Annotated in this window: 20 protein-coding genes and 2 tRNA genes; 4 read left to right on the top strand and 18 right to left on the bottom strand. The window is 64.2% G+C overall.

Annotated features, from left to right (window positions below; translation table 11 throughout):
- Nucleotides 1–227 precede the first annotated feature (227 nt).
- The 8 genes from XI06_RS28490 to XI06_RS28455 form a co-directional block, all read right to left on the bottom strand.
- Nucleotides 228–1619: a TolC family outer membrane protein gene (locus tag XI06_RS28490; protein WP_237862581.1), complete on the bottom strand. Its 1392-nt coding sequence runs from the start codon at nucleotides 1617–1619 to the stop codon at nucleotides 228–230.
- Between the two features lie 205 nt (nucleotides 1620–1824).
- Entirely contained in the window at nucleotides 1825–2487 is a 663-nt protein-coding gene (locus tag XI06_RS28485) for a protein-L-isoaspartate O-methyltransferase family protein (protein WP_237862466.1), read from the bottom strand.
- Between the two features lie 137 nt (nucleotides 2488–2624).
- On the bottom strand, nucleotides 2625–2804 hold the full coding sequence (locus XI06_RS28480) for a hypothetical protein (RefSeq protein WP_237862467.1): 180 nt from the start codon (nucleotides 2802–2804) through the stop codon (nucleotides 2625–2627).
- A 214-nt stretch (nucleotides 2805–3018) separates the two neighbouring features.
- Nucleotides 3019–3093: transfer RNA gene (locus tag XI06_RS28475), tRNA-Asn, on the bottom strand.
- Between the two features lie 135 nt (nucleotides 3094–3228).
- Complete coding sequence (locus XI06_RS28470; RefSeq protein ID WP_237869043.1) at nucleotides 3229–3597, bottom strand: hypothetical protein; 369 nt, start codon at nucleotides 3595–3597, stop codon at nucleotides 3229–3231.
- Nucleotides 3598–3809: 212 nt separating this feature from the next.
- On the bottom strand, nucleotides 3810–5513 hold the full coding sequence (locus XI06_RS28465; RefSeq protein ID WP_237862469.1) for a flotillin family protein: 1704 nt from the start codon (nucleotides 5511–5513) through the stop codon (nucleotides 3810–3812).
- Nucleotides 5514–5532: 19 nt separating this feature from the next.
- Nucleotides 5533–6195, bottom strand: coding sequence for an OB-fold-containig protein (locus XI06_RS28460; protein WP_237862470.1), 663 nt, complete (start codon nucleotides 6193–6195; stop codon nucleotides 5533–5535).
- A gap of 13 nt (nucleotides 6196–6208) precedes the next feature.
- Nucleotides 6209–7372 carry a PspA/IM30 family protein gene (locus XI06_RS28455; RefSeq protein ID WP_271607040.1) on the bottom strand — a complete coding sequence of 388 codons (1164 nt, stop codon included), beginning with the start codon at nucleotides 7370–7372 and terminating at the stop codon, nucleotides 6209–6211.
- Nucleotides 7373–7697: 325 nt separating this feature from the next.
- Between XI06_RS28455 and XI06_RS28450 the strand changes: the two genes are divergently transcribed.
- Complete coding sequence (locus XI06_RS28450; RefSeq protein WP_271607039.1) at nucleotides 7698–8840, top strand: transporter substrate-binding domain-containing protein; 1143 nt, start codon at nucleotides 7698–7700, stop codon at nucleotides 8838–8840.
- 237 nt (nucleotides 8841–9077) lie between these two features.
- Here XI06_RS28450 and XI06_RS28445 read toward each other — a convergent pair whose 3' ends face one another.
- A complete protein-coding gene (locus tag XI06_RS28445) occupies nucleotides 9078–9341 on the bottom strand; it encodes a hypothetical protein (RefSeq protein ID WP_237862473.1) in 264 nt (87 codons plus the stop codon).
- Nucleotides 9342–9630: 289 nt separating this feature from the next.
- Between XI06_RS28445 and XI06_RS28440 the strand changes: the two genes are divergently transcribed.
- On the top strand, nucleotides 9631–9849 hold the full coding sequence (locus XI06_RS28440; protein ID WP_237862474.1) for a hypothetical protein: 219 nt from the start codon (nucleotides 9631–9633) through the stop codon (nucleotides 9847–9849).
- 32 nt (nucleotides 9850–9881) lie between these two features.
- On the opposite strand, the gene XI06_RS28435 is transcribed toward XI06_RS28440, so the two are convergent.
- From XI06_RS28435 to XI06_RS28395, 9 genes are all read right to left on the bottom strand, one after another.
- Complete coding sequence (locus XI06_RS28435; RefSeq protein ID WP_237862475.1) at nucleotides 9882–10028, bottom strand: hypothetical protein; 147 nt, start codon at nucleotides 10026–10028, stop codon at nucleotides 9882–9884.
- Between the two features lie 191 nt (nucleotides 10029–10219).
- Nucleotides 10220–10293, bottom strand: a tRNA-Cys gene (locus tag XI06_RS28430).
- Between the two features lie 56 nt (nucleotides 10294–10349).
- On the bottom strand, nucleotides 10350–11102 hold the full coding sequence (locus XI06_RS28425) for an ABC transporter ATP-binding protein (RefSeq protein ID WP_237869051.1): 753 nt from the start codon (nucleotides 11100–11102) through the stop codon (nucleotides 10350–10352).
- 8 nt (nucleotides 11103–11110) lie between these two features.
- The gene (locus XI06_RS28420; protein WP_271607038.1) at nucleotides 11111–11953 is read right to left on the bottom strand and encodes an ABC transporter permease; all 843 of its coding nucleotides are present in this window, start codon (nucleotides 11951–11953) and stop codon (nucleotides 11111–11113) included.
- Nucleotides 11954–12028: 75 nt separating this feature from the next.
- Nucleotides 12029–12769 carry a tRNA-uridine aminocarboxypropyltransferase gene (locus XI06_RS28415; protein ID WP_237862478.1) on the bottom strand — a complete coding sequence of 247 codons (741 nt, stop codon included), beginning with the start codon at nucleotides 12767–12769 and terminating at the stop codon, nucleotides 12029–12031.
- 41 nt (nucleotides 12770–12810) lie between these two features.
- On the bottom strand, nucleotides 12811–15915 hold the full coding sequence (locus XI06_RS28410; protein ID WP_237862479.1) for an efflux RND transporter permease subunit: 3105 nt from the start codon (nucleotides 15913–15915) through the stop codon (nucleotides 12811–12813).
- Nucleotides 15915–19061 (bottom strand): efflux RND transporter permease subunit, encoded by a 3147-nt coding sequence (locus XI06_RS28405; protein ID WP_271607037.1) that lies wholly within the window; start codon nucleotides 19059–19061, stop codon nucleotides 15915–15917. Before XI06_RS28405 ends, XI06_RS28410 begins: the two co-directional genes overlap by 1 nt.
- A gap of 36 nt (nucleotides 19062–19097) precedes the next feature.
- Entirely contained in the window at nucleotides 19098–20522 is a 1425-nt protein-coding gene (locus XI06_RS28400; RefSeq protein ID WP_271607036.1) for an efflux RND transporter periplasmic adaptor subunit, read from the bottom strand.
- Nucleotides 20512–21993: an efflux transporter outer membrane subunit gene (locus XI06_RS28395; RefSeq protein ID WP_442869480.1), complete on the bottom strand. Its 1482-nt coding sequence runs from the start codon at nucleotides 21991–21993 to the stop codon at nucleotides 20512–20514. The genes XI06_RS28400 and XI06_RS28395 overlap by 11 nt, the downstream gene beginning before the upstream one ends.
- Before the next feature lie 402 nt (nucleotides 21994–22395).
- Between XI06_RS28395 and XI06_RS28390 the strand changes: the two genes are divergently transcribed.
- Both XI06_RS28390 and XI06_RS28385 read left to right on the top strand, forming a co-directional pair.
- Nucleotides 22396–23709: an NAD(P)/FAD-dependent oxidoreductase gene (locus XI06_RS28390; RefSeq protein ID WP_271607035.1), complete on the top strand. Its 1314-nt coding sequence runs from the start codon at nucleotides 22396–22398 to the stop codon at nucleotides 23707–23709.
- Nucleotides 23710–23713: 4 nt separating this feature from the next.
- Nucleotides 23714–24550, top strand: coding sequence for a DUF1365 domain-containing protein (locus tag XI06_RS28385; RefSeq protein ID WP_237862483.1), 837 nt, complete (start codon nucleotides 23714–23716; stop codon nucleotides 24548–24550).
- Nucleotides 24551–24634: the final 84 nt, after the last annotated feature.

The following is a 24634-nucleotide window of genomic DNA, read 5'->3' as shown; positions in this document are numbered from 1 at the left end:
GTCGTCCGACATTTTCGTCGCGACAGCCAGACTTGTCCCCAGATCACGGCTCAAAGTGAGGCGGCGCGCCCCTGCCCCGTCACTCAAGCATTACGCACGCAACATTGGATGCGGGCCGAATCGACCAGCAGCTTCTTGGCAAGGCTATGTCAGGGCTTTTGACGATTGCAAGCAAAGCGCCGGTCGGTCTCTGCAAGTTTGCGAGGCCGACCGGAGAACTACGGCAATCAGCGTCCGTCGGGCGTACGCACGCCGACCCAGCTGTCGCGGACCTGGTGGTAGTGCACGCTCGGATCGTAGACGGTGGTGTTTAGGCCGAGCACCTGCGGTGCAAGGCGACCGACGGCTGCGAGCACGTTGTAGGACGCAACGACCCGATCGTGCTGTGCGGTGACCAGCGCGACGCGCGCATTGACCAGCGCTTGCTGGGCGTTGAGGACGTCGAGGGTCGTGCGCTGACCGGCCTTGGCTTCCTCGCGCACACCGTTCAGCGCGATCTCGGACGCGGTGACCTGCGCCTGCGCGGACTGCACCTGCGCCTTGCCGGCCTGCAAAGCCCCCCAGAACTGCACCACGTTCGCGCGGACAGTGTCACGAGTCTTCTCGAGGTTCAGACGCTGCTGCGCCAGGTTTTCCTTGGATTGGCGGATCAGCGAATATTCTGCACCGCCCTGATAGATCGGCACGGAGGCCGTCGCGACGGCGGATGCGGTATTCGTTCGGAAAACCGTCAGCTGCTGCTGGTAGGCTGTGCTGGCAGTCGCATTGAGGGTGACCGTCGGCAGCAATGCGCCTTCGTTGACCTTGACCTGGAGATAGTTGACGTCGATGCCATACATCGCAGCCGTGACATCGGGATGTTCCGTCAGACTGAGCTCGACTGCCGAGGCAAGCGTTGGCGGCAGGAACCGGTCGACCGGGGATCCGGGTGCGAGATTCGACGGCTCGTTGCCGATGACCCGGCGGAAATTCGCGCGCGTCGTCGTGAGAGTCGATTCCGCTGTCAGCGCTTGAGTCTTGCCGGCAGCCAGCTGCGCTTCGGATTGCGCGACGTCGGTGCGTGTCACCTCGCCCACGTTGAAGCGATCACGCGTCTGCTTCAGCGTCTGTTCGAGGACACGCACGTTGCTGCGCTGGACTTCAAGGGTCGCGGAGTCGCGCAGATAGTCCATATAGGTCGTAGCGGCACTCAGAAGCACGCTTTGATCCATGCTGCGCAGTGCTTCGCGCGTACCGGAGACCTGGCTCTCCGCTGCCCGCGTCTTGTTGGCGGTCTGATTGCCATTGTAGAGCGTCTGACTAACGGTCACGCTGGCGGCGTTGGGCTGAAGGGGCGGATCGCTATGGATGGCGAGGCCCTTCTGCGTCGCCTGGACGTCCTGATATTGATACCCGCTGCTAAGGTTCAGTTTGACGGTGGGGCGATAGCCCGACAGAGCTTGAGGCACTCCTTCGTCGGTCGAGCGCACCTGGGCGCGCTGTGCGTTGAGCTGCGGATTGTTCTGATAGGCGCGCACCAGCGCAGCCTCGATCGTATCCGCCAATGCAGGCGTCGGCCCGGCAAGCGCCGTCAGCAGGACCGAAACCGCTGCTCCGGTGAAAAGCTTCACCCTATGCATCCCTGAAATTCCGTTCATTCTCACGCCAAGCTCGTGCCCGCGAGCCTGGTTACCGTATCCGAGTGGAGTCGTTGCCCCGCAGCAACATAGGACGCGGTCAAGCGCGACGGAACTACCCCCGAGTAGTTCCCAGCGGAAACTCTTCACGTGCAGCATCCCGGCCACACTTCTGATTCAGAACGGGATTTTAACGGGATTTCAGCCGTCAGAAGACGAAGGCGGCGGCCCGTTCCAGGCCGGGCAGCACCGGGGCAGCCGCATCGAACAGCGGCCGATAGCCGAATTCGCCGTGCGAGCGGGTAACGATCATGGCTCGCGACGGCCTGGATTCGGCCGAGACCCCCACCAGGCGTCCGCCTTCTTTGAGCTGACCAAACAGAGCATCCGGCGTCACCTCGGTCGCGCCGTTGAGGACGATCACGTCATAGGGCGCGGCGGCCGGGTCGCCCTCGGCGCAGGCGGCGGCCTTGCAGGTCACGTTTGTGAGCCCGAGGTTGGCAAACGCGTCCTTGGCTTTGGCAACCAGAGCCGAATCGCCTTCCGTGGCCGTAACCTGGCGCGCGAGCTTCGCGGTCAGCGCGGCGAGGTAGCCGGTCGCGCAGCCGACGACCAGCACGTTGTCGCCCTCGCCGATCTCAGCGGCTTGGAGCAGCTTGCCGGTCAGCTGCGGCTTGATCAGATAACGCTTGGCAGCGCCTTCGCTGACGTCGAGATCGAGGTCGAGGTAGGCCAGCGCCTGTCGGCTCGCCGGCACGAAGGCCTCGCGGGGAACCGTGAACATGGCATCGAGAATGCGGCGATCGGTGACATCATTGGTGCGCACCTGGCCATCGACCATTTTTTGGCGCGCGGTCGAGAAACCGGACATTTGCGGACCCTGCAAGGCGGACGATGCCGCGGAGATGAATTTGCGGCATCTTTGGAACAGGCTCCGCGAAAACGCAACACGTCCGTTGGCCGGTCAGCCAACGGTTGCGCAACGTTAGAGCATGGAGGTGCGACGGCTTATTCGATCGCAACTGCCAGACGGCCAATGAGGGCGGCCACTTCGTCCAGCCGCGCCGAATCGGGGGTCTCGACCGCGCGGGCAAGACAAGCAAGGCATTCATCGTCGCTCAATTCAGGGACGTCGGCCGGTAGAATCGAGGGGGCCCGGCGGGCACGGTCGATCTGGATGTCGGGCATGGGAATCAGCTCCGTAAGAGTCCGGCCCAGCAACGCTCGATGTGAATTAAGTCGATTTGGTGCCGCTTGCTTTGCGGTGTGCGTCTCGGCGTACACGTCCGCTTGAACGCGATTCTGCGGGGGATACCGGCGTGGCGGCGCTGAGGGATTGATCGAGCTAGATCGCGTGCGACATCAATGCACGCCTACAAACAACTGAAAATAAAGCGGAATTTGGCTCCCCGGGCTGGATTCGAACCAGCGACCATCCGATTAACAGTCGGATGCTCTACCGCTGAGCTACCGAGGAAAAGGGCGAACCGTTCGTTCGCGCGCGCTGCGTATAACAAAGCCGATTGCGCTTGCAAAGGACGAATTCGTCATCATCCGCAAAGCATCGAGGAAGGACTGATCCAGCCCCTCCTCGGGCTTGGGTCAGGCCGGGTTACTCGGCGACGAACGAGGTGGTCTTGGTGCCGGGGTCGTAGCGCAGCCGCAGCGCTGTGAACTTGCAGAGGTTGACGTTCTTCCACAGGACGGACTCGTCATAGTTCTGCCAGTCAACGCGGATGTTCCAAACGCACCCCTCGTCGTCATCGTCGAACTCGACATAGGTGCTCGCCTGGTTCTGCAACACCTTGTCAAGTTCGTTGTCCCATTCGTCCAGGCCATCATCAGGGGCATTGAAGCCCAGGAATTTGATGGCGTAGCCGGTCTCGTTGACGACGGTGACGTTGCGGGAATCGGCGGCGAAGGCTGCCGTGGCGGCGAGAGACAGGCCGACGGCGATCAGTCCGGAGAGAAAATACTTCATATGAAAATCCCCTGATAGAAACAGGCCTCAGCGCCTGACGTCGATCGGCGCAGGCGCCGCGGCAACAAATGGCGTTGCCTCGAGAAATTCGTCCGGAGCGCAGTCGAAAGGTTCGACACACGATCGAACTGCACTCCGGAGCCGTGCGCGACGCGAGACGCGCACGGGCAATTTCTTATCGTTTCGATTTCTCAGCAGCAATGAACCGGCATTCACAGATCGGCGGAGTTTGTTTTCTCCGGGGCAGGCACCGCTGCCGGCGTTACCGCCGCACCATTGGCCTTGCCGGTCACGGCGCCGACCAGCGTCTTCACCGGATCGTCGCCCGTCGCAAAGCCGCTCTGGCGCAGGATCTCGTCGATCATCGGCCGCAGGGCGTGCACCTTGAGGAGCTCGCCGGCGAGCCCCTCGCCGAAGCCGACATTGCCGCCGCCGACGCCGTTGCCGCCGAACGCGCCGCCGGTATGCAGGATGCGGACGTCCTTGAGGTTGGCGATCGGCCTGACCATCTCCGCCAGCGCCGAGGGCATCGTCTCGATCCGCTTCTTTGCAATCTCGAAATCGATGACGTTGGCGCCGAGCTTGTTCTGCGCTTCGTTCTTCATGGTGATGACGGCCGCCTCGGCCTCACCGATATTGCGGACACCAACCGCCTTGATCTTGTTGGATTCAGCCTCGGCGGTCGCCAGTGTCTTGACGGCCTCGGCGCGGTCGAGCGAGGCCTTCTTCTCGGCTTCGGCCGCGACGATCAGCTCGGTCGATTTGCGCTCGGCCTCCGTGCGCGCGGCGAGCACCTGGGTCAGACGGGCGCGATCCGCGACCTCGACCGCGCGCGCGGTGACCACCTTTTCTTCTGCGGAAACGGCAAGTGCTTCGGCCGCCTTGGCGTTGGCCACGGCTTCCGAGGTCTGTTTGCTCTTGGATGCGATCTGGATCTCGTTCTCCTGCGTCGCGATCTGGATCTCGCGCTGCGCGTCGGTCTTGCGCTTGTTGATGGCGAGGTCGGACTCGATGACCGCAGTTTCCTTGACCTGCTTGGCGCCAGCCTCCTTCTCGGCAACCGCCCGGTCGGTGTCGATGCGCGCGTTCTCCTCGGTCAGGCGGGCGGTCTGCGTGGCGGTTGCGACTTCGGCGCGGGTGCTCGCGGTCTTGTTGGCGATGTCGCGCTCTTGCGAGAGCTCAGCTTCCTTCTTGGTGCGTTCGATGGTCAGGGTCTGCTGCCGCGCCTCGAGGTCCTTCTGGGCGATAGCGACCTCGTTGTCGCGCACGATCGCGTTGCGGTCGCGGCGGCGGGTCTCGGTGATGGTCTTGAGCTGGGTCAGGCCTTCGGCGTCGAAGAAGTTCTCGGGGTTGAAGAACTTGACGTCGGTCTGGTCGAGCTTGGTGAGCGACACCGACTCCAGCTCGAGACCGTTGGACTTCACATCGGATTCGACGGTCGCCTGCACGTGCTTGACGAAATCGCTGCGCTTTTCCTGCAATTCCAGGATGGTCATGGTCGCCGCCACCGAGCGCAGGCCGTCGACGAATTTCGCCTCGACCTGGTTGCGCAGAGCTTCGGCGTCATTGGTCAGCGCGCCCAAGGTCTGGCTTGCGAGCGCAATGCTCTCGTCATCGGGGCGAACGCGGACGTAGAATTCGGCGACGATATCGACGCGCAGCCGGTCCTTGGTGATGAGCGACTCCCGCTCCTTGCGCTCGACCGTGAGCCTGAGCGTCTTGAGGTTGACGCTGGCATAGGAGTGAAAGATCGGCAGGATCATGGCGCCGCCGTCGAGCACGACCTTCTTGCCGCCAAGGCCGGTGCGTACGAAGGCCTCGTCGCGGGTGGCGCGCTTGTAGAGGATGGTGAAGATGATCCCGAGGACGATGATCAGCGTGACGCCGATCATGGCCGGGACTGCGATGTCGAACATGACTTTCTCCAAAAATGACTTAGCTGCTGCTTAGAGCGGGTTTGGTCGGTTTCAGTTCATCGTCGGCCCTGACAGCCACGAAGCGGGTATCGACGCGGTCGACCAGCAGCACCAGCGTGCCCTGCGGCAAAGGCGCTGAGCTGGGAGCGGCCACCGCCGAGACGAAGTGGCGGTTGCCGTGGATATCGGCGACGCTGACACGGCCGGGCGGACCCTGGTCGAGCGGGCCGACGACGACCTCGCCAACGCGGCCGACGAGATCGCCGAGGCCGATCGCGTAGCTTTCATCCTTCGGAATGATCCGCGCGATGCCCCGGCTCGCGCCGCGGACCAGCGGGACCGAGACGACGACGGCCGCAAGCGAGGCGAGACTGGCCGGCAAGGGCCCGGCCACCATTCGGGCGACGTCCTGGATCAGGAAGCCGGTGATCGAGAAGGCGCCCAGCGCCAGCAGCAGGAAGATCAAGAGCGGCACGCCGCCGACATTGATCCAGGAGATGGCGTTGATCACGCCATTGTCGCTGGGATGGCTGAAATCGATGCTGGTGCCGAGCATCTCGCTCAAGGAGGCCCCGACCAGCATGGTGACCACTTCGAGCGTGCCGACGATGAGGATCATGGCCGCCGCGATCGCGAACGGCCTGACCTCCGGCGCCATGACGTGTTCGAGCAATGCGCTCATGACACGATACTCTTCAGGAGCGCGACTTCAACCGCGCCAGCCTCGCTGCAATCTCCTTGTCGCGATGCAACGTGCTGAGCTCGTCAATGTCGCTTGAATACGGGATGGCAGCCGGCACGCCGGTGGCGCGCGCCACCGCCCTGCCCGCGCGCAGAGCCTTCGCCGCCGCCGAGGTGCCGCCCTGTTTGCGGGGCGACGTCGCGGCCTGATGGCTCGCAGCTGCCTCGCTCTTTGCGAGATCGGCGCGGCGCTGCTCGGCATCCTGGAGCGCCGAGAGCACCGCGCGCAGCGACGTCACGCATTGCTCGATCTTCTCGTTGTTCTCGTCGATGGCGCGGGAGAGCACCTCGAACTGTGCCTCCAGATCCATCTGCCGCGCGATGCCGGCGCGGGCGAGATCATCGCGCCCGTCCGCGATCACCCCCTCGATCTTCGCAGTCAGATCGGTCATCTCGCGCTCGATCTCGGTTCGCCGGGCGTTGAGGCGGTATTCCTCGGCCCGCGCAGACGCGAGCGCATCGCGCGCCTCGCCTTCGGCGCGCTCAATCTCGCGGATGGCCTGTCCCACCACGCCAAGCTTGTTCTTGCCTTCCGCCTGCTCGATCGCGTCATAGGCGATGCCGGCGATCAGACGTCCGACCCGCGACAGGAAATTCTCGGGAGCGGCTGCGGTGGTATCCATAGCGTTCTCCTCCTCTGGCAGACTGTTCGGCGTGACGCCGTAGTGAACCTCGAAACCGTCGTCGGTGCGGATGAGATGCGCGGGCACGCTCTGCCCCCAGCCATCCGCGTAGCCGACATAGTCGAAGGGCACGCTGAAGCGCCCTTGAACGGTTGAAATCGAAATGGTGGCCGGCCCCTTGATCTTGGCGAGCTTGTCGTCGAGCGGCAGGCGGCGACCTTGCGCGGCGCGATACTCGGTGCGGTCGCGCAGGCCCAGCGTCACCAGCCGTGACGGCAGCGCGGTCTCTTTCCGGATCGGCTCATAGGCATGGGCATGCAGCAGCACGACGTTGGAGCCCACATTGTGGGTCCGGGCGACCTCATCCAGGATCTCCATCATGCGGTCATAGGCCCTAAACGTCGCCTCCATCGCGGCCTTGGCGGCCGGGTCAGGGGCAAGCCTGTATCGAAGCGCCGATGGCGCGTTTCGGGGCGACGGGCTCATGAAAAGCACTAAAGCACCATTTTGGTGCTTTACAAGGGGGGAGCTCGATCACGTTCCACTGATCCTGATGCACTCTTTGGATTAGTCGCTGTCGCCTGCGGCCGCGTTCAAGGTGTGCCATCACTCCTAAATCACCGACGATCAAGACTTCTTGCACGTGCGGGTTGCAATTTTATGGAAAGCCGATTGCGACCTGGAGCACCTGCCCGAAGTGTGACGCAATGTTCTCTCAGCACCCGTCGTTGCGCGGGGTCTTGCGAGGAAGAGGCAACCGCGGTGCTTTATTTGTCTGCATCTCAATACACAGGCACACTTGCGCGACTGGAAACCATCGATGACTCGTCCGCAGCCAGCCACCAGCTCATGCACCCGAACCGACCGCCTGTCTCGGTCGGTCGGAGCCGAGATCGCCCGCGCACTGGCGTTGGCACTGCTCGTCTGCGTGACCTGGTCGGCGGCTCAGGCCGAGACGGCCAAGCTGCGGGTGGCGACCCGCATCGTGCCGCCGATGGTCGTCGAAAAGAACGGCGTGCTGAGTGGCTTCAGTATCGAGCTCTGGAACAGCATCGGCAAACGACTGAACCGCGAGACCGAATATGTCGTGTTGCCCGATGTGAGCGAATTGCTTGACGCGGTCGGAAGCGGACGAGCCGATCTCGCCATCGCGGCCATCTCGATCACGTCAGAGCGGGAGGACAGGTTCGACTTCTCTCAACCGATCATGAACTCAGGCTTGCAGATCCTGGTGCGCGGCACGGCCGTCAATGTCGAAGCCAATCCATTGCGCGAGCTGATGCAATTGTTCTTCTCACGCACGTTGCTGGTCTGGCTCGGCATTGCGCTGCTCCTGATCCTGGTGCCGGCGCACCTGATGTTCCTGGTCGAGCGAACGCATCACAGCGGGATCATTCCGACTAAAAAGTATTTTCCGGGGATCTTCCACGCGATGTTCTGGGCGGCGGGCACGCTGGCCACTCAGGCCGATCAGATGCCGCGACACTGGATAGCCCGGATCGTCGCCGTGCTGTGGATGTTCACGGGGGTGGTGTTTGTCGCGTTCTATACGGCGCAATTGACCGCTTCATTGACGGTGCAGCAGATCAAGGGGCCGATCAACGGCCAGCAGGACCTCGTCGGCAAGACCGTCGGCACCACAAGGGGCAGCACTGCAACGGGCTATCTGAATGAGCTCAAGGCTCAGGTTCGCGAGTTCGAGAAGGTCGATGACCTCTACAAGGCGCTGCTGGATCAGCAGGTCGACGCCGTCGTGTTCGATTCGCCCGCTCTGCTCTACTACACGACCCACGACGGCAGCAGATTGGCCCGGACCGTTGGTGACGTGTTTCACAGGGAAGACTACGGCATCGTCTTTCCGACCGGCAGTCCACTACGCAAGCAGGTCAACGAGGCCCTTCTGGGGCTGCGCGAGAGCGACACGTACCAGCGGATCTACGAGGAATGGTTCGGCAAGCGTTAGCTGCTCAGCCGAAGTGGGATCCCGTCCCTCGGACTGCGAGAACCCGTCAAATCAGATGATTGGGTGCAAAACGCATCTAGATCATGACTCTGTCAGATATCATTCGGATCTGATCCGCATCTGCGTCGGATAAACAGCCATTCAACAGCTTGTCCGCAGCATATCCACAGCCGTCGCCCGAAGGATTTACGCTGGAGACGCAAAGCACTTGCTGCGCACAAATCCACAAGGAGCGCATCAGCCGCCGGCCTGGTCGAACACCGCGCGGCAGGCCTCGCTCAGGCTTGAGCGGTTACGGCGCAGGCAGGCCGTGATGGCCCGAACGTTGGGGATTTCGCCGGCACAGAGCCTGTAAACGTCGGGTGTACAGGCCCGGCGCTGCTCCGCTGTGCCCTGCTGCGCATTGGCGGCGGATGCAAACAACGTCAGGAACAGGCCGAGTGTGGAGGCGCGACGCGCCCGGCTTCTCACACCCGCAAACCGCAAGAACCTCGCCTTCATGACCAGTCTCCTGTCCGCCCTGCCTGCCCGGCCGCCATCGGCCGGTGTGAGCAAAGAGGTAGGAGGATTAAATCGCGGGGGATGTGATCTCTTTCACACTTGCCGCCGCTTGGAACCTCCTAGAGTTCCCGGGGTTTTCTTGGAGTTTTCTTGGGGATTTTTGGGGACCTTTCAGAAATCGCTAACCAAACCGATCCCGATCGCCCGATCGTTAAAATGCGAACGACCGGGTCAATCGGGAAGCAAACCGGCTTTGCGACACTGCGCTATCCGCGTTCCGGAGGGTGTGATGAGCGAAGCCGAATTCAATCTGATGCTGGATGCTGTCCGGGACGCCATGATTCACGACAATTTCGCAGCCGCGCCGGAGGAAGACTTCGTGCCCCGCTCGTGGAGCTTCGACGCTGCGCCCAAGAAAGCGCTTAAGCAAGCGCTCAAGGCCGCGAATGACAACGAGGGCGCCTGGCCCCTGCTGCCCTTTCCGGACGGCTGGTACGCCGCCTGCTGAGGCAAAACTGACGGCGGGCCACGGGCCTGCGATCAATTCTTGACGCTGTCCTTGTCGTCCTGCTGTACCCTGTCCGGTGCAGCCGGCGGGAAAATGCTGTCATAGATCGCGCGCGCCTCGGCAATGAGGCGAGCCCGCTCCAGCTCGGATTTCGGGATAAACCGGACGATTTCGCCCACGTGTGCTCCAGCGCTCGATTGATAGGACTGCATGCCTTCGCAGATGCGAAGTTTATGCCATCGGGCCTGAATCGAGGGTTTCCAACAAGCCCCGGGCAAACCCGGTGGCGCGGGCCATGCAGTCGCCATCCGCGCCATCGGCGGATCGGGGCGAAATCATGATTTAGGTTGAAATATCAGAAGCTTGGTGATGGAGGCCACGACCAGAATTGAACTGGTGTACACGGTTTTGCAGACCGTTGCGTAACCACTCCGCCACGTGGCCCCGTAGAGGCGGAGCAATATAGGGGATCAACGGCTTAGGCAACCCCGGCGGGGTAGTTACACCTTCGCAGCCCCGAGATATCGGGCAAGAACCTCCTCGATCGTGCCTGATACGGTGATCCGCCCCTCCTCCAGCAGGATGGCGCGGTTGCAGGTGCTCTTGATCAGATCGAGATCGTGCGAGGCCAGCACCAGGATGCCGGCGCGGGCCACGATCTCATCGAGCCGCAGCCTGGCCTTCTTCCGGAACTGCTGATCGCCGACGCCGATCCATTCATCGAGCAGCACGATCTCGCCCTCGACGGCGGTGGCGACCGCGAAGATCAGGCGCAGCATCATGCCACTGGAATACGTGCGCAGCGGCAAATCCAGCCGGTCGCCGAGCTCGGTGAATTCGGCTATCTCGACGCGGCGAGCGTCGATCTCGGTGCGTCGCGCACCGATCACAAGGCCGCGGCGCATGATGTTCTCGTAACCGGTCGCCTCCTCGTCGAAGCCGGCCGACAGGTCGAACAGCGACAGGCAGCGGCCGAGCACATCGATGTTGCCTGCGGTCGGATGGTAGATGCCGGCCAGCACCCGCAGCAGTGTGGTTTTGCCGGCGCCGTTGGCCCCGACGATCGCGACGCGGTCGCCGGCGCGGACGTCGAGATCGATGCCATTGAGCGCAGTGACGATGTGCGGGCGCGGCGCCTTGCGGCGCAAGGTCATGGCGCGCACGAAGCGGCTGCGCAGCGAGCGGTCGCGGAACGACAGCACAGGAAACGTCACCGAGACGTTGCGCAGAATGATGTGGGCTTGGGGGCTCATCTCGCGCCTCACAGCCAATACGCCACGCGGTGGCGGTATCTTGCGTAGCAGCCGAGCCCGATGGCGGCCGCAGCGAGCGCGTAAGCGATGCCAAGCAGCCAATGCGCCGCGTCCGTTGGCTGCGACAACAACGGCTTGCGCACGAGATCGAGCAGCGTCGTAAACGGATTGACCCATGTCAGCCAGGCGAGCGCGGTGCCGCGCACGCTGTCCTCGGTCCAGATCACGGGGGTGAGGAAGAAGATGAATTGCAGCCCACTCACGACCGCAGACCCGATATCGCGAAATCGCGCGCAGAGCACACCGAGCACGACTGCGCCGCCGAGCAGAACCATCAGCAGAAGCGCAAAGCCGGGCAGCGCAAGCAGCATGGTCCAGCGCAGTGGCCAGGGCATCACGACATGGAGCATGACGACGATCAGGAGATGATGGGTGAAGATGAGGACGTTGCGCGCGATCATCTGCAGCACGTGCACGATCAGCGGCGCCGGCACGGCCTTGATCAGATGGCCGGATACCACGAAGATGTTGGCGCCTTCCTGGAGCGTGGTCGCGATCAACGTCCAGACGATCAGGCCCACCGCGAAAGGCGGTAGAAAAGAAGCGATGTCCTGCTTGAACAGCGCTGCGTAGACCGTGCCGACGCTTGCGATGGTCGCCGCCAGCGTCAGCGTGATCCAGAGCGGTCCGATCACGGTGCGCCGGTAGCGCAACGAGATGTCCATCAGGGCGAGCGTGCCCCAACGATCGAACTGCGCGGCCTGGGCCAGAATCTCCTTCGCTGCGCTCTGAATTCGACTCTCCCCTTCTGCTTTGCGGACTTGCGACGCTGCGACGGCATCGCAGGCCACGGGCCTGTCGGCCGGTGGTCTGTATCTGCCTGCTCCTTGCGGGGCAATCAACCGGAGGGATGAAGTAGGCTTAAGTCAGGACCGTTTGCCGCGGCGGATACCGCGCCGACGGTCCTTCACAGGCGGCTTCGGAGCCAGTTCCGGCATTTCGGCCTGGACCTCGCGGAAGCGTGTCAACAGCCGTTCAAAACTGGCGTTCAGCGTCTCGGCGATGTCGGGGCGTCGCTCGAGCCCCGCCAGCAGCGTTGCCGCTGCCTCGATAGTCGACAGCCCGTCCTTGCGCGGCTCGCGACGCAGGCGGCCATAGCGCGAGGGGTGCTTCGGATTGAGGATCACGCGTTGGCATTTCAGCATCCAGGGATTGCGCCACCACAGCGCCTTCGCCTGGCTCCAGGTGCCGTCGAGCAGCACCACGCCTTCGAGCTTGTTGAAAATGGCGCGCTGGTTGTCCGCGATCTCGCCCTTGCGGTTGAGCGCAACGATCTCGCCCTCCGCATCGAGGTCGGCGGCGCGCGCCGAGCCGAGATAGAGCACAGCCCAGTGCGAGGCGTTCTCGACCGGTCGGCCAAGCGCCTTGGACAGGCTCGGCCAGGACAGGCCGACCCGCAAGGTCGCGTCGTCAAAGTGCTTGGCGAGCAGCCGCGCGGTACCGAGCGCCCTGTCCTGCTCCTGCGGATGCTGCAGGATCAGGAGCGACAGCTTGTTCTCGATCGGCGTGACGCTGTCGCAGATGCACAGCGGCATCGGCTTCTGGCAGTGCGGACATTCGGGAATCGGCTCCGGCGTGGTGGCCGTGGTCTCAGCTGGTTTCGACATGACCGCCGCTATACGCTTGGTACGGCCGTTCAACAACCCGCCTATTCTGCCGGCGCTGCCAGCGCGCGCGGCTCGGACCGCCGGCGGAGCCGATCGATCAACAAGTAAATCACGGGCGTGGTGTAGAGGGTCAGGACCTGCGAGACGAATAGGCCGCCGATGATGGTAATGCCGAGCGGGCGGCGCAGCTCCGTGCCCGGCCCGGTCGCCACGACAAGCGGAATGCCGGCGAACAGCGCGGCCATGGTCGTCATCAGGATCGGGCGGAAGCGCGCCTGGCAGGCCTCGAAGATAGCCTCAGCCGACGACAGCCCGCGCTGACGCTCGGCATCGAGCGCGAAGTCGACCATCATGATGCCGTTCTTCTTGACGATGCCGATCAGGAGGATGATGCCGACGAAGGCGATCACCGTCAGCGGCGTGTTGGTGATCTGAAGCGCGAGCAGAGCGCCCAGACCGGCCGACGGCAGCGTCGAGATGATCGTGAGCGGATGGGCGAGACTCTCGTAGAGCACTCCTAACACGATGTACATCGCCACCAGCGCGCCGAGGATCAAGAGCGGTTGCCGGCCGCTGGTCCTGGCGAAATCGCCGGCATTGCCGTCAAAGCTGCCACGGATGCCTTCGGGCATGTGCAATTCATCGACCGCGCGCTGGATGTTTTGCGTGGCGGCCTGGAGCTCCACATCGGGCAACGTGTTGAACGACACTGTGGTCGAGGGCACCGACTGCGAATGATAGACCGCGAGCGCGGCAAGCCCGCGTGTCGCGTGGACCACGGCCGAGAGCGGCACTTGCACGCCTCCCGCGCCGGCGACATAGATGCGCTCGAGGTTGGACGGATCGACCTGGAATTTCGGATCGATCTCCAGCACTGTCATGTACTGGTTGCGCTGGGTATAGATGATCGAGATCTGGCGCTGCGAGAAGGCGTTGTTCAGGGCGTTGTCGATGTCCTGGACCTTGACGCCGAGCGCTGCTGCCTTCTGGCGGTCGATGTTCAGTGTGAGCTGAAGTCCGCCGGGATCACGGTCACTCGAGATGTCGGTGATGCCCTCCACCGTCTCCATGCGCTTGGCCACGATAGGTGCCCATTTCTGCAGCAGGTCGAGGTCGGTGCTCGATAGCGTATATTGGTAATTGGAATCGCTCTGCCGGCCACCGGCGCGGACATCCTGCGCCGCAAACATGAAGAGACGGATCCCGGGCACGGGAAACAGCGCCTTCCTGAGACGGTCGATCACGACCTGGGTCGAGACGTGGTCTCGCTCCTCCGGCGGCTTCAGGCTGATGTACATGACGCCGCGGTTCGAGGTCGCGCCTCCTGGCCCGGCTCCACCGCCGACGGTCGAACCGATGCCGGCGACAGCCGGATCCTGCATCACAATGTCGGCGAGGCGTTGCTGCAGCGTCAGCATCGACTGGAACGAGATGTCGGCCGAGGCCCGTGTTGCGCCGATGACGAAGCCGGAATCATCAGTCGGGAAATAGCCCTTGGGCACCTTGACGTAGAGCAGCACCGTCAGTCCGATGGTGGCGAAGAACACCAGTAGCGTCAGCAGCGGGAATTCGAGCACGGCGCGCAGGGTGCGGGCGTAGAACGCAACGACGCGCGACAGCGAGCCCTCGATCAGGCGGTCGAACAGCGTGGCGGATCCGGACGTGATCTCCTTCACATAATGGGCGCAGATCATCGGCGTAACCGTCAGCGACACCAGGGTCGACACTACGATCGCGAAGGTCAGCGTCAACGAGAATTCGCGCAGCAGGCGACCGACGATGCCGTCCATGAAGATCAGCGGCGTGAATGCCGCGATCAGCGACAGGCTGATCGAGACCACGGTGAAGCCGATCTGCTTGGCGCCCTCCAGCGCCGCCCGCATCGGTCGCATGCCATGCTCGAGGTTGCGGAACATGTTCTCGATCATGACGATGGCGTCGTCGACCACGAAGCCGACCGAGATCGCGAGCGCCATCAGCGACAGATTGTCGATCGAGAAGCCGGCGACCCACATGCCGGCGCAGGTGCCGGCCAGCGCCAGCGGCACCGAGATGCCGGCGGCGATCGTCGGCGTCAGCCGGCGCAGGAACACGAACACCACGACCATGACCAGGACTGCGGTCGCGAGCAGCGTCCATTGCATGTCCATCACGCTGGCGCGGATCGTGGTGGTCCGATCGACCAGCGTCGAGACGTCCACACCAGCCGGAATCCATTGCTTCAGCGCCGGGATCAGCGCCTTGACCCGGTCGACCGTGTCGATGACGTTGGCGTCACCCTGTTTGGTGATCTGGATCAGCACCGCCGGCTGCTTGTTGAACCAGGCGATCGAGCGGGCGTTGCGGACGGCGTCCTCGATATCGGCGACGTCGGACAGTCGGACGAAATTGCCACCGGAGCTCTTGATGACGATGTCGCCGAATTCCTTGGCCGTGCGCATCTGCCTGTTCAGCGACAGCGTCTCGCTCTGGCGCTCGCCGTTGAAGATGCCAACGGGGCCGAGCGGGTTGGCGTTGATGATGGCGGTTCTGACGTCGTCGGTCGCGATCCCTGCATTCGACAGCGCCACCGGGTTGAGCTGGACCCGCACCGCCGGCTGGTCGGCGCCTGATACCGTCACGTCACCGACACCTGGGACCTGCGAGATGCGTTGCGCCAGCACGGTATCGGCGACGTCGTAGATCGCGCTGGCCGACAGCGTCTTGGAGGTCAGCGCCAGCACGAAGACCGGCGCGCCGGCCGTGTTGGCTTTGCGAAAGCGCGGCAGCGCCGGCAGGTCGCTGGGGAGGTCGACGAGGGCCGCGTTGATCGCGGCCTGCACATCGCGCGCCGCCTTGTCGATGTTGCGGCCGATATCGAACTGGAGCTGGATGTTCGCGGTGCCGAGCGAGCTCGTCGACGTGATCTGGTTGATGCCCGCGATTTCGCCGAGCCGCCGTTCGAGTGGCGCGGCGACGGTCGCGGCCATCACGGAAGGGTCGGCGCCGGGGCGGCTTGCCGAGACGAAGATGGCAGGGAAGTCGACGTTCGGGACCGAGGCAACGGGGAGGAACTCGTAGGCGACGGCCCCCAGCAGGAACAGCCCGATCGACAGCAGCGTGGTCGCGACGGGACGGCGGATGAAGGGCTCCGAGATCGATGCCATCACTGCATCCCCTCGGTCGCCCCTGCCGTTGGCGGCTCAGGCTCGGGTGGCGGCAGCGCCTGCTCGAGGCGGCGGTTGATGCGGTCGAGCGCGAGATAGATCACGGGCGTGGTATAGAGCGTCAGCAGCTGGCTCAGCAGCAGGCCGCCGATGATGGAGATGCCGAGCGGGAAGCGCAGCTCGGCGCCGGTGCCGCTCTCGATCGCCAGCGGCAGCGCGCCGAACAGCGCCGCCAGCGTCGTCATCATGATCGGACGGAAGCGAAGCAGACAGGCCTGCACGATGGCTTCGTCGGCCGGCATGCCCTGCCCGCGCTCGGCTTCAAGTGCGAAGTCGATCATCATGATCGCGTTCTTCTTGACGATGCCCATCAGCAGGATGATGCCGATCAGGCCGATCACCGAGAGGTCCTGTCCGAACAGCATCAGCGCCAGAATGGCGCCGACGCCGGCCGACGGCAGCGTCGAGAGGATCGTGATCGGGTGGATGTAGCTCTCATAGAGCACGCCCAGCACGATGTAGATCGTGATCACGGCGGCGAGCAGCAGCCAGGGCTGGCCGGCCAGCGCCTTGGCGAATTCGGCCGCGTCGCCGGCATAGACGCCGACGATGCTGTTGGGCATCTCGATCCGGGTCTCGATCGCCTTCACCGCCTCGACCGCGTCGCCGAGCGCCGCGCCCGGCGCGAGGTTGAAGCTGAGCGAGATCGCCGGGAATTGCGCCTGGTGCGAGATCGCCAGCGGCGCCGTGGTGCGCTTCAAGGTCGCCACGGCGTCGAGCGGCACTTGCGCGTTGGGTGCGCCGGCGGTCGCGCTGGCGCCGCCCGGCAAGTACAGCTTTGACAGGATCGAGGGATCGCGCTGGTACATCGGCAGCGCCTCCAGCACCACGCGGTACTGGTTGGCCTGGCCATAGATGGTCGAGATCTGGCGCTGCGCGAAGGCATCGTTGAGCGTGTCGGTGATGGCTTGCAGGCTGACGCCGAGCTGGCCGGCGCGGGTGCGGTCGACCTCCAGCTGCGCGCGCAGGCCGCCTTCCTGGGCTTCGGAGGAGACGTCGCGGAAAAGGGGATCGCGCCGCATCTCGTCGACGAGCTTGCGTGCCCATTCCGACACCAGCGCCGCGTCGGTGCCGGTCAGCGTGTATTGGTACTGCGAGCGGCTCGACTGGGTCGAGATCTGCACGTCCTGCACCGGCTGGAAATAGACGGTCATGCCGGGAATGCCGGAGACTTTCTCCTTCAACCGGGCAATGACCGCGCCGACATCGTCGCGTCGCTCGCCGCGCGGCTTCAAGGTCATGACCAGCCGTCCGACATTGGTGGTCGGATTGACCGAGCCCGCGCCAATCACCGAGACCACGCCGGTGACGTCAGGGTCGGCCTTGATGGCGTCGGCGGCATCGGCCTGCCGCTTCTGCATCTCGGCGAACGACACGTCAGGCCCGGCTTCGGTCACCGCCGTGATCGAGGCCGTATCCTGCAGCGGCAGAAAGCCCTTTGGCGCGACGACATAGAGGACAAGAGTTGCGGCCAAAGTCACGAAGGTCACGACCAGCGTGGTGCGCTGATGCCGCAAAACCACGAGCAGCGTGCGGTGATAAAATTCGACGGTGCGGTCGATGAAGCGGCTGACGGCGGCGAGACCCGGTACCGCCAACTCCTCATGGGCGTGCCTGAGCAGACGCGAGCACATCATCGGGGTCAGCGTCAGTGAGACCACCGCCGAGGTCACGACCGCGATGGTCAAGGTCAGTGCGAATTCGCGGAACATGCGTCCCACGAGGCCCGACATGAACAGTAGCGGAATGAACACCGCGATCAGCGACACCGTCAGCGAGATCACGGTGAAGCCGATTTCACTGGCCCCCTTCAGCGAGGCGGTCATCGCGTTGTCGCCATTCTCCATATGGCGGACGATGTTCTCGATCATGACGATGGCGTCGTCGACCACGAAGCCAGTCCCGATCGTCAGCGCCATCAGCGACAGATTGTCGAGGCTGAAGCCGGCAAAGTACATGATGCCGAAGCTCGTGATCAGCGACAGCGGCAGCGCCACGCCCGCAATCACGGTTGCGCGCAGCGAGCGCAGGAACAGCAGCACGACCAGTGTCACCAGAACGACGGCCAGCACGAGCGTGAACTGCACGTCATGGACGGAGGCGCGGATGGTGACGGTGCGGTCGGAGACGATGGTCAGTTTAACGCCGGCCGGAATCGCGCGCTGCACCTTCGGGATCTCGGCGCGGATATGCTTGACGACATCGATGACGTTGGCGCCGGGCTGGCGCTGGATGTCGATGATGACGGCCGGCGTGCCCTGATACCAGCCGCCGGTGCGGTCGTTCTCGAGCCCGTCGACGATCTGCGCGACGTCGCCGATCGTGACGGGCGAGCCGTTGCGATAGGCGATGATGACCGGCCTGTAGGCGTCGGCGGCGGCGATCTGGTCGTTGGCCGCGATGATGTAGGATTGCTGGGCGCCGTCGAGCGAGCCCTTTGGCCCGGAGACGTTGGCGTTTGCGATGGCGGCGCGCAAGTCCTCCATGGCGATGCCGTAGGCGGCAAGCCGCGCCAGATCGGCCTGGATGCGCACGGCCGGCTTTAGCCCGCCGAGCACGGAGACGCGGCCGACGCCGGAGATCTGGCTCAGGCGCTGCGCCAGCAGCGTGTCGGCGATGTCGCTCATCGCCCGCAGCGAGATGGTGTCCGAGCGCAGCGCCAGCGTCATGACCGGCGCATCGGCCGGGTTCACCTTGGCGTAGGTCGGCGGATAAGGCAGTGTCTTGGGCAGCACGCCGGCGGCGGCGTTGATCGCGGCCTGCACGTCCTGGGTCGCGCCGTCGATGTCGCGGTTGAGATCGAACTGGAGCGAGATCTGGCTGACGCCGAAAGAGCTCGTCGAGTTCATCGCCGTCAGCGACGGGATCTGGCCGAGCTGCCGCTCCAGCGGCGCCGTGATCAGCGAGGCGATCACGTCGGGGCTCGCGCCCGGCAGCTGCGTCGTCACTTGCACGGTCGGGAAGTCGACCTGCGGCAGCGCCGAGACCGGCAGCGCGAAATAGCCCAGCAGCCCGCCAATCAGCAGCGCAATGCCAAGCAGCGAAGTTGCGATCGGACGGCGGATGAAGGGTTCGGAGACACCCATGGGATGCGCCTGCCGCTCAGGCGGCTGTTGCCGGGATCATGGCTGCTTGGCTCCAGGTCCCGATGGTTGAGCCCCCGGCCCCGGCGCAGGCCCAGTCTGGCCCTTCTGGTCGCCCTCGCTGCTCTTCCGCTTGGCGCGGAACTCGCCGTCCTTGCCTTGTCCGTCCTTCTGGCCATCCTTTTGGCCATCCTTGGCCTGGCCGCCCTTCCCGTCGGCTTGCGGCGCGCGCGTGCGCTTGCGCGGAGCGAGGTCGGCCGACGGCGTCTGCTCGTCGCGGCCGATGACGACCTTGGAGCCGTCGGACAGATTGGCGAAGCCCGTGGTGACGACCTTGTCGTTTGCCGTCAGGCCGCTCGCAATGACCGCATCATGCTCGTTCTGCTGCGTCACTGTCACGGGCTTGGCCGTAACGACGTTGTCCGCGCCGATGACATAGCTGAACGTGCCGATCGGTCCGCGCTGCACCGCCGAGGTCGGCACCACCAGCGCCTGGTTCAGCGTTTCGACCTTGAGGCGGACATTGACGAACTGGCCGGGCCAGAGCTGGTAATTGGCGTTGGGGAATTCCGCCTTGAGCCTCAGCGTACCCGTGGTCTGATCGACCTGGTTGTCGATCCCGGTGAGCTTGCCGGTGTCGATCACGGTTACGCCGTCATTGCCGAACACGTCGACCGACAGCGCGCCCTTCGCAGCCGCCGCGTTGACGCGCATGATCTGCTGCTGCGGCAGGCTGAACCAAACCGCGATCGGCTGCAATTGCGTGATGACGACGAGGCCGGTGGTGTCGGAGGCGTGGATAATGTTGCCCTGGTCGACTTGGCGCAGGCCAGCGCGGCCCGACAGTGGCGCCACGATCTTGGTGTAGCTCAGCGTTGCCGCCGCATTGTCGATTGCAGCCTGATCGGCCTTGACCAGCGCCTCGGTCTGCGCGACCGCCGCGCGCTGGGTGTCGGCCTGTTGCTTGGAGCCGGCATTGGAGGCCGCGAGCTGTTCGTAGCGCGTCAGGTCAATGCGCTGGTTGGCGAGCTGGGCCTCGTCCTGGGCCTTCTTGGCCACTGCCTGGTCATAGGTCGCCTGGTAGAGCGCCGGATCGATCTCGCCGAGCACGTCGCCCTTCTTGACGTCCTGGCCTTCGGTGAACTTCACCGCGATCAGCTTGCCGTCGACCTGGGACCGCACGGTGACCGTGTTGAGCGCGCGGATGGCGCCGACGCCGTCGAGATAGACAGGCACGTCCTGAACCCTGGGCGTTGCCGCCAGCACCGGCACCGGCAAATCGGGCCGTTGCTGGCCGCGACCGCCAGCCGCCTGCTGCGGTTGCTGATGCCACACGGTCCAGCCGAGATAGCCGAGCCCGCCGAGGATCGCGAGCGTGATCAGGGTCATGACGAAGCCGCGGCCGCGCGACTTTTTCGCCGTCCCCGCTTTCGCGCCGTCCTTCGTGTCCGGCTTAAAGAGCATTGACCGGTTTCTCCATTCGCGGCTCCCAGCCGCCGCCGAGCGCCTGGTACAGGCTGACGATGGCAAGAAGGCGCGCGAGCTGTGCCTGTGACAGCGTGTCTTCGGCCTGGAACAGCGTCAGCTGGGTGTTGAGCACGGTCACGATATCGGCCGTGCCGGCGCGCAGTTGCTGCTCGGCGAGATCGAAGGCGCGCCGCGAGGCGTTGACCACGTCGCGCTGCAATTGCAGCTTGATCGTGGTCTGCTTGATTGAAAATAGTGCGTTGTCGACGTCGGTGAAGGCCTGAACGATGGTTTTGCGGTAGGTCTGCAGCAGTTCGTCCTGGCGGGCCTTGGCAAATTCGAAATTGCCGAGGATCTTGCCGCCGTCGAAGATCGGCTGCGTCGCGCTGCCGACCAGCTGGAAGAACGCCGCGTGCGGCTGGAACAGCGAGAAGAGTGCCGAGCTCTGATAACCGCCATTGCCGGTGAGCTGGATGCTCGGGAAGAACTGCGCGCGGGCATTGCCGATATTCGCAGTGGCGGAGGCAAGCTGCGCCTCCTGCCGGCGGATATCAGGCCGCTGCGTCAGCAGCTCCGACGGCAGCCCGGGCGTGACACGCGGAATGGCGATCCGGTCCAGCGAACCGCCGGCAAGGCGCACGCTCTCCGGCGGCCGCGACACCAGTACCGCAAGCGCGTTGGCGTTCTGGTCGAGGGTCTGGCGCAATGGCGGCACCAGCGCCTTCTGGTTGGCGAGAACGCTCTCTTGCTGGGCGACGTCGAGATCGGTCCCCGTCCCGGCCTTGCGGCGCTCGCGGATGGCATCGAGGATACGCTGGGCGCTGGCGATATTGCGCTGAGCGGTGCGCAGGCGGTCCTGCGAGGCCAGCACCTGGAAATAGGCATTGGCGACGGCTGCGAGCGTCGTCAGCGCGACCGTATCGCGGTCGAAACGATTGGCCTTGGCGGTCTCCTCGGCCGTTTGCAGCGCATCGCGGTTCTGGCCCCAGAAATCGAGCTGATAGCTGGCGCTCAGCGACGCCTGGTAGTTGACAACCTCGCGGCCGCCATTGGTGAGCCCCGAAGAAGACGAGCCGGAGGTGCGCGAATAAGTCTCTTGTCCCGTTCCCGACAGGCTCGGCAATAGCGCCGCGCCCGCCTGCCGCGCCTGGGCGTCCGCCTCGACGATGCGCGCGACCGCGGCAGCGATGTCGAGATTGACGGTCTGCGCCTCTTCCATCAGCTGCGTCAGCTCCGCCGAACGGAAGCCGCGCCACCAATCCAGCGTCGGCGGCGCGTCCGCCTTCCTGGCGTATTTGTACTGCGTGGGAACATCGAGCGCGGGATCGGGAAGATCCTGGGTCAGCACGCAGGCGCCCGAGCTCGCGGCCAGGCACACCACCGCGACGGCTCGCAGCGTCCCGGACGCAGACCCAAGGACTTGGCCAAGGAAATTCGGCCCGACGAGGGTCGGAACCCGCTGTGTCACATCCGCCCCCTGACGGGCAGATCATGCCGCCACCGCGCGGCCGGATGAGCCGATTCGCGGATGGGCGGCCGGAGGCCATTCTGTAACTCGTTCACAGCGTGATGCTTTCTGCGGAACCTAAAATCCATTCTAGCCGGGCGCGGAACTGCGGGACAGTCCCGCACCTGCGAAACTCACCGCGGGCCCGCGTCCGCTACCGGACCATTGGAATGAAGGATATGCCTGTGTTGCAGTCGCTTCTTCGATCCGGAAAGGTTTGGAAACACAATCAAGCTTACAAAGATTTCATGTGATATTGCAGCCACAGTTGCCTCGAAGACGCAACGCCAAGATCCGCTCTCCCCTGAAACCCGCGCCGCAACGCACCGTAGCTTGTCCAGCACAAGGCAGGGGCATTGACGCATGCGCATCGCGGTCATCGGAACGGGCATTGCCGGCAACACGGCGGCCTGGACGCTTTCCCAGCGCTACCCTGTGACTGTCTACGACAGGGAGCTGCGACCGGGCGGCCACAGCCACACCGTCACCATCGACTATCTGGGCACGCCTGTCACCGTCGATATCGGCTTCATCGTCTACAACGAGCTCAACTATCCCGATCTGACCGCGATGTTCGCCCATCTCGGCGTCGAGACGGTCGCAAGCTGCATGAGCTTTGCAGTGTCCGCCGATGGCGGTCGTTTTGAATGGCGCGGCGGTGGCAATGACTGGTGGGCGACGGTGGCCGGCCTGTTTGCTCAGCCTACCAATCTTCTCTCCCCATCCTACCTGCGGATGCTGACGGATATCCCGACATTCGGCCGTCAAAGCGTCGACGACCTTCGCAACGGCAGCCTGAGCGGACTGACGCTCGGCGCCTATTTTCGCCAACGGCAGTTCTCCAAGCGTTTGCTGACCGACTATATCGCCCCGATGGGGGCGGCCATCTGGTCCGCTCCCGCCAGCGAAATGCTCGAATTCCCGGCCGAGAACTTCGTCGCCTTCTTCGACAATCATCGCCTGCTGCACTACGACCGGCCAGTCTGGCGCACTGTCAGGGGCGGCAGCCGGACCTATGTCGGGCGGCTCCAGGCCGCCTTCAGGGACCGCATCCGGCTCGGCTGCGCCGTGACGTCGATCGCGCGCACGGCGCATGGCGTCGTGGTCGGTGACAGCCATGGCCGGCACGAGAGCTTCGACCATGTAGTGATTGCGGCGCACAGCGACCAGGCACTTGCCATGCTGTCGGATGCAGACCCGCGCGAGCGCGACATCCTCGGAGCCATCAACTATTCTCCGAACAAGGTCTATCTGCATCGTGACACCAGGCTGATGCCAAAGCGGCGCCGCGCCTGGGCGTCATGGAATTTCCTGCGCTGGCAGCGCGAGGGAGCGGCGATGAACGATGTCGCGGTGACCTACTGGATGAACCGGCTCCAGGGCATCGACGCCGACAAGCCGCTGTTCGTAAGCCTCAACCCGCCGTTCGAACCCGCGCCCGAACTCACGTTTGGCCAATATCTCTGCGAGCATCCGCAGTACAATGCAGCTGCCTTTGCCGCACAGAAGCGGCTGGCCGAGATCCAGGGCCCGCGGCACACCTGGTTCTGTGGCGCGTGGACCGGCTACGGCTTTCACGAGGACGGCCTGCGCTCCGGCCTTAGCGTGGCCGAGGCACTCGGGGCGACCGCGCCCTGGCGCACGGCTCCAGTCGAGCTGGCGGAGGCTGCAGAGTAGCGCAATGACGAGTACAGCCCGTCCAGCATCGGATGCCGCCTCGCTCTATTTCGGTGACGTCATGCATGCGCGGCTCAAGCCCATGGGCCATCGCTTCAGCTACCGCGTCATGAGCCTCTTGATCGATCTCGACCGGCTGGATGAGACTGACAGGCAGTCGGCGCTGTTCGGCGTCAACCGCGCCGCGCTCTACAGCTTCCACGAGAAGGACCACGGCCCGCGCGATGGCTCCTCGCTGCGCGCCTATGTGGAGCGCTGCGCCGCCGCTGAAGGCATCAATCTCCGCGGAGGCCGGGTCGAGCTGCTCTGCTATCCTCGCCTGCTCGGCTACGGCTTCAATCCGCTCTCGGTCTATTTTTGCCGTGACGCCAATGGCGAACTCGCGTTGGTGATCTACGAGGTGCGCAACACCTTTGGCGAGCTTCATCCGTACATCCTCCCTGTCAGGGCCGACGAGCTGAATGCCGCCGGTCTGCGACAGCAACAGGACAAGCTGTTCTACGTCTCGCCCTTTGTGCCTATGGCGATGCGCTACCATTTCCGAGTGCTGCCGCCGTCCGACACGGTCAAGCTGCGCATTCTGGAGACCGACAATGATGGCCCACTGCTCGCAGCGACTTTCAGCGGCCGTCGCTGCGCGCTGACCTCCTCTGCCCTGCTGCGATCCTTCTTCAGCCTGCCGCTCGTCAGCCTCAAGGTGATGGCCGCGATCCACTGGGAAGCGCTGCGGCTCTGGCTGAAGGGAGCGCGGCTGGTGCCACGATCCGATGCCGCAGGGCAGCGCAGCGACGAAACCATCTTGGCGCGCGGCAAATCGCGTCCCTATATTATAGGTCGCTGACCGTTTGAGGGGCGCGCTCGGGTCAAGCAACAAAGCGGGATCGGCGCGCTCGGCTCGCGGTTGGACAGTATCCGTTGAAGTCAT

Source organism: Bradyrhizobium sp. CCBAU 11434, from assembly GCF_028128895.1.
In the GTDB taxonomy this organism is placed as follows: domain Bacteria; phylum Pseudomonadota; class Alphaproteobacteria; order Rhizobiales; family Xanthobacteraceae; genus Bradyrhizobium; species Bradyrhizobium zhengyangense.
The sequence above is the reverse complement of the archived record's forward strand: the minus strand, read 5'-3'. Positions and strand labels throughout refer to the sequence as shown.

Bases quoted from the DNA above. Each gene is read 5' to 3' on its own strand.
- XI06_RS28490 (WP_237862581.1), bottom strand. From the start codon at position 1,619: ATGCATAGGGTGAAGCTTTTCACCGGAGCAGCGGTTTCGGTCCTGCTG.
- XI06_RS28485 (WP_237862466.1), bottom strand. From the start codon at position 2,487: ATGTCCGGTTTCTCGACCGCGCGCCAAAAAATGGTCGATGGCCAGGTG.
- XI06_RS28480 (WP_237862467.1), bottom strand. From the start codon at position 2,804: ATGCCCGACATCCAGATCGACCGTGCCCGCCGGGCCCCCTCGATTCTA.
- XI06_RS28470 (WP_237869043.1), bottom strand. From the start codon at position 3,597: ATGAAGTATTTTCTCTCCGGACTGATCGCCGTCGGCCTGTCTCTCGCC.
- XI06_RS28465 (WP_237862469.1), bottom strand. From the start codon at position 5,513: ATGTTCGACATCGCAGTCCCGGCCATGATCGGCGTCACGCTGATCATC.
- XI06_RS28460 (WP_237862470.1), bottom strand. From the start codon at position 6,195: ATGAGCGCATTGCTCGAACACGTCATGGCGCCGGAGGTCAGGCCGTTC.
- XI06_RS28450 (WP_271607039.1), top strand. From the start codon at position 7,698: ATGACTCGTCCGCAGCCAGCCACCAGCTCATGCACCCGAACCGACCGC.
- XI06_RS28445 (WP_237862473.1), bottom strand. From the start codon at position 9,341: ATGAAGGCGAGGTTCTTGCGGTTTGCGGGTGTGAGAAGCCGGGCGCGT.
- XI06_RS28440 (WP_237862474.1), top strand. From the start codon at position 9,631: ATGAGCGAAGCCGAATTCAATCTGATGCTGGATGCTGTCCGGGACGCC.
- XI06_RS28425 (WP_237869051.1), bottom strand. From the start codon at position 11,102: ATGAGCCCCCAAGCCCACATCATTCTGCGCAACGTCTCGGTGACGTTT.
- XI06_RS28415 (WP_237862478.1), bottom strand. From the start codon at position 12,769: ATGTCGAAACCAGCTGAGACCACGGCCACCACGCCGGAGCCGATTCCC.
- XI06_RS28410 (WP_237862479.1), bottom strand. From the start codon at position 15,915: ATGGCATCGATCTCGGAGCCCTTCATCCGCCGTCCCGTCGCGACCACG.
- XI06_RS28405 (WP_271607037.1), bottom strand. From the start codon at position 19,061: ATGGGTGTCTCCGAACCCTTCATCCGCCGTCCGATCGCAACTTCGCTG.
- XI06_RS28400 (WP_271607036.1), bottom strand. From the start codon at position 20,522: ATGCTCTTTAAGCCGGACACGAAGGACGGCGCGAAAGCGGGGACGGCG.
- XI06_RS28390 (WP_271607035.1), top strand. From the start codon at position 22,396: ATGCGCATCGCGGTCATCGGAACGGGCATTGCCGGCAACACGGCGGCC.
- XI06_RS28385 (WP_237862483.1), top strand. From the start codon at position 23,714: ATGACGAGTACAGCCCGTCCAGCATCGGATGCCGCCTCGCTCTATTTC.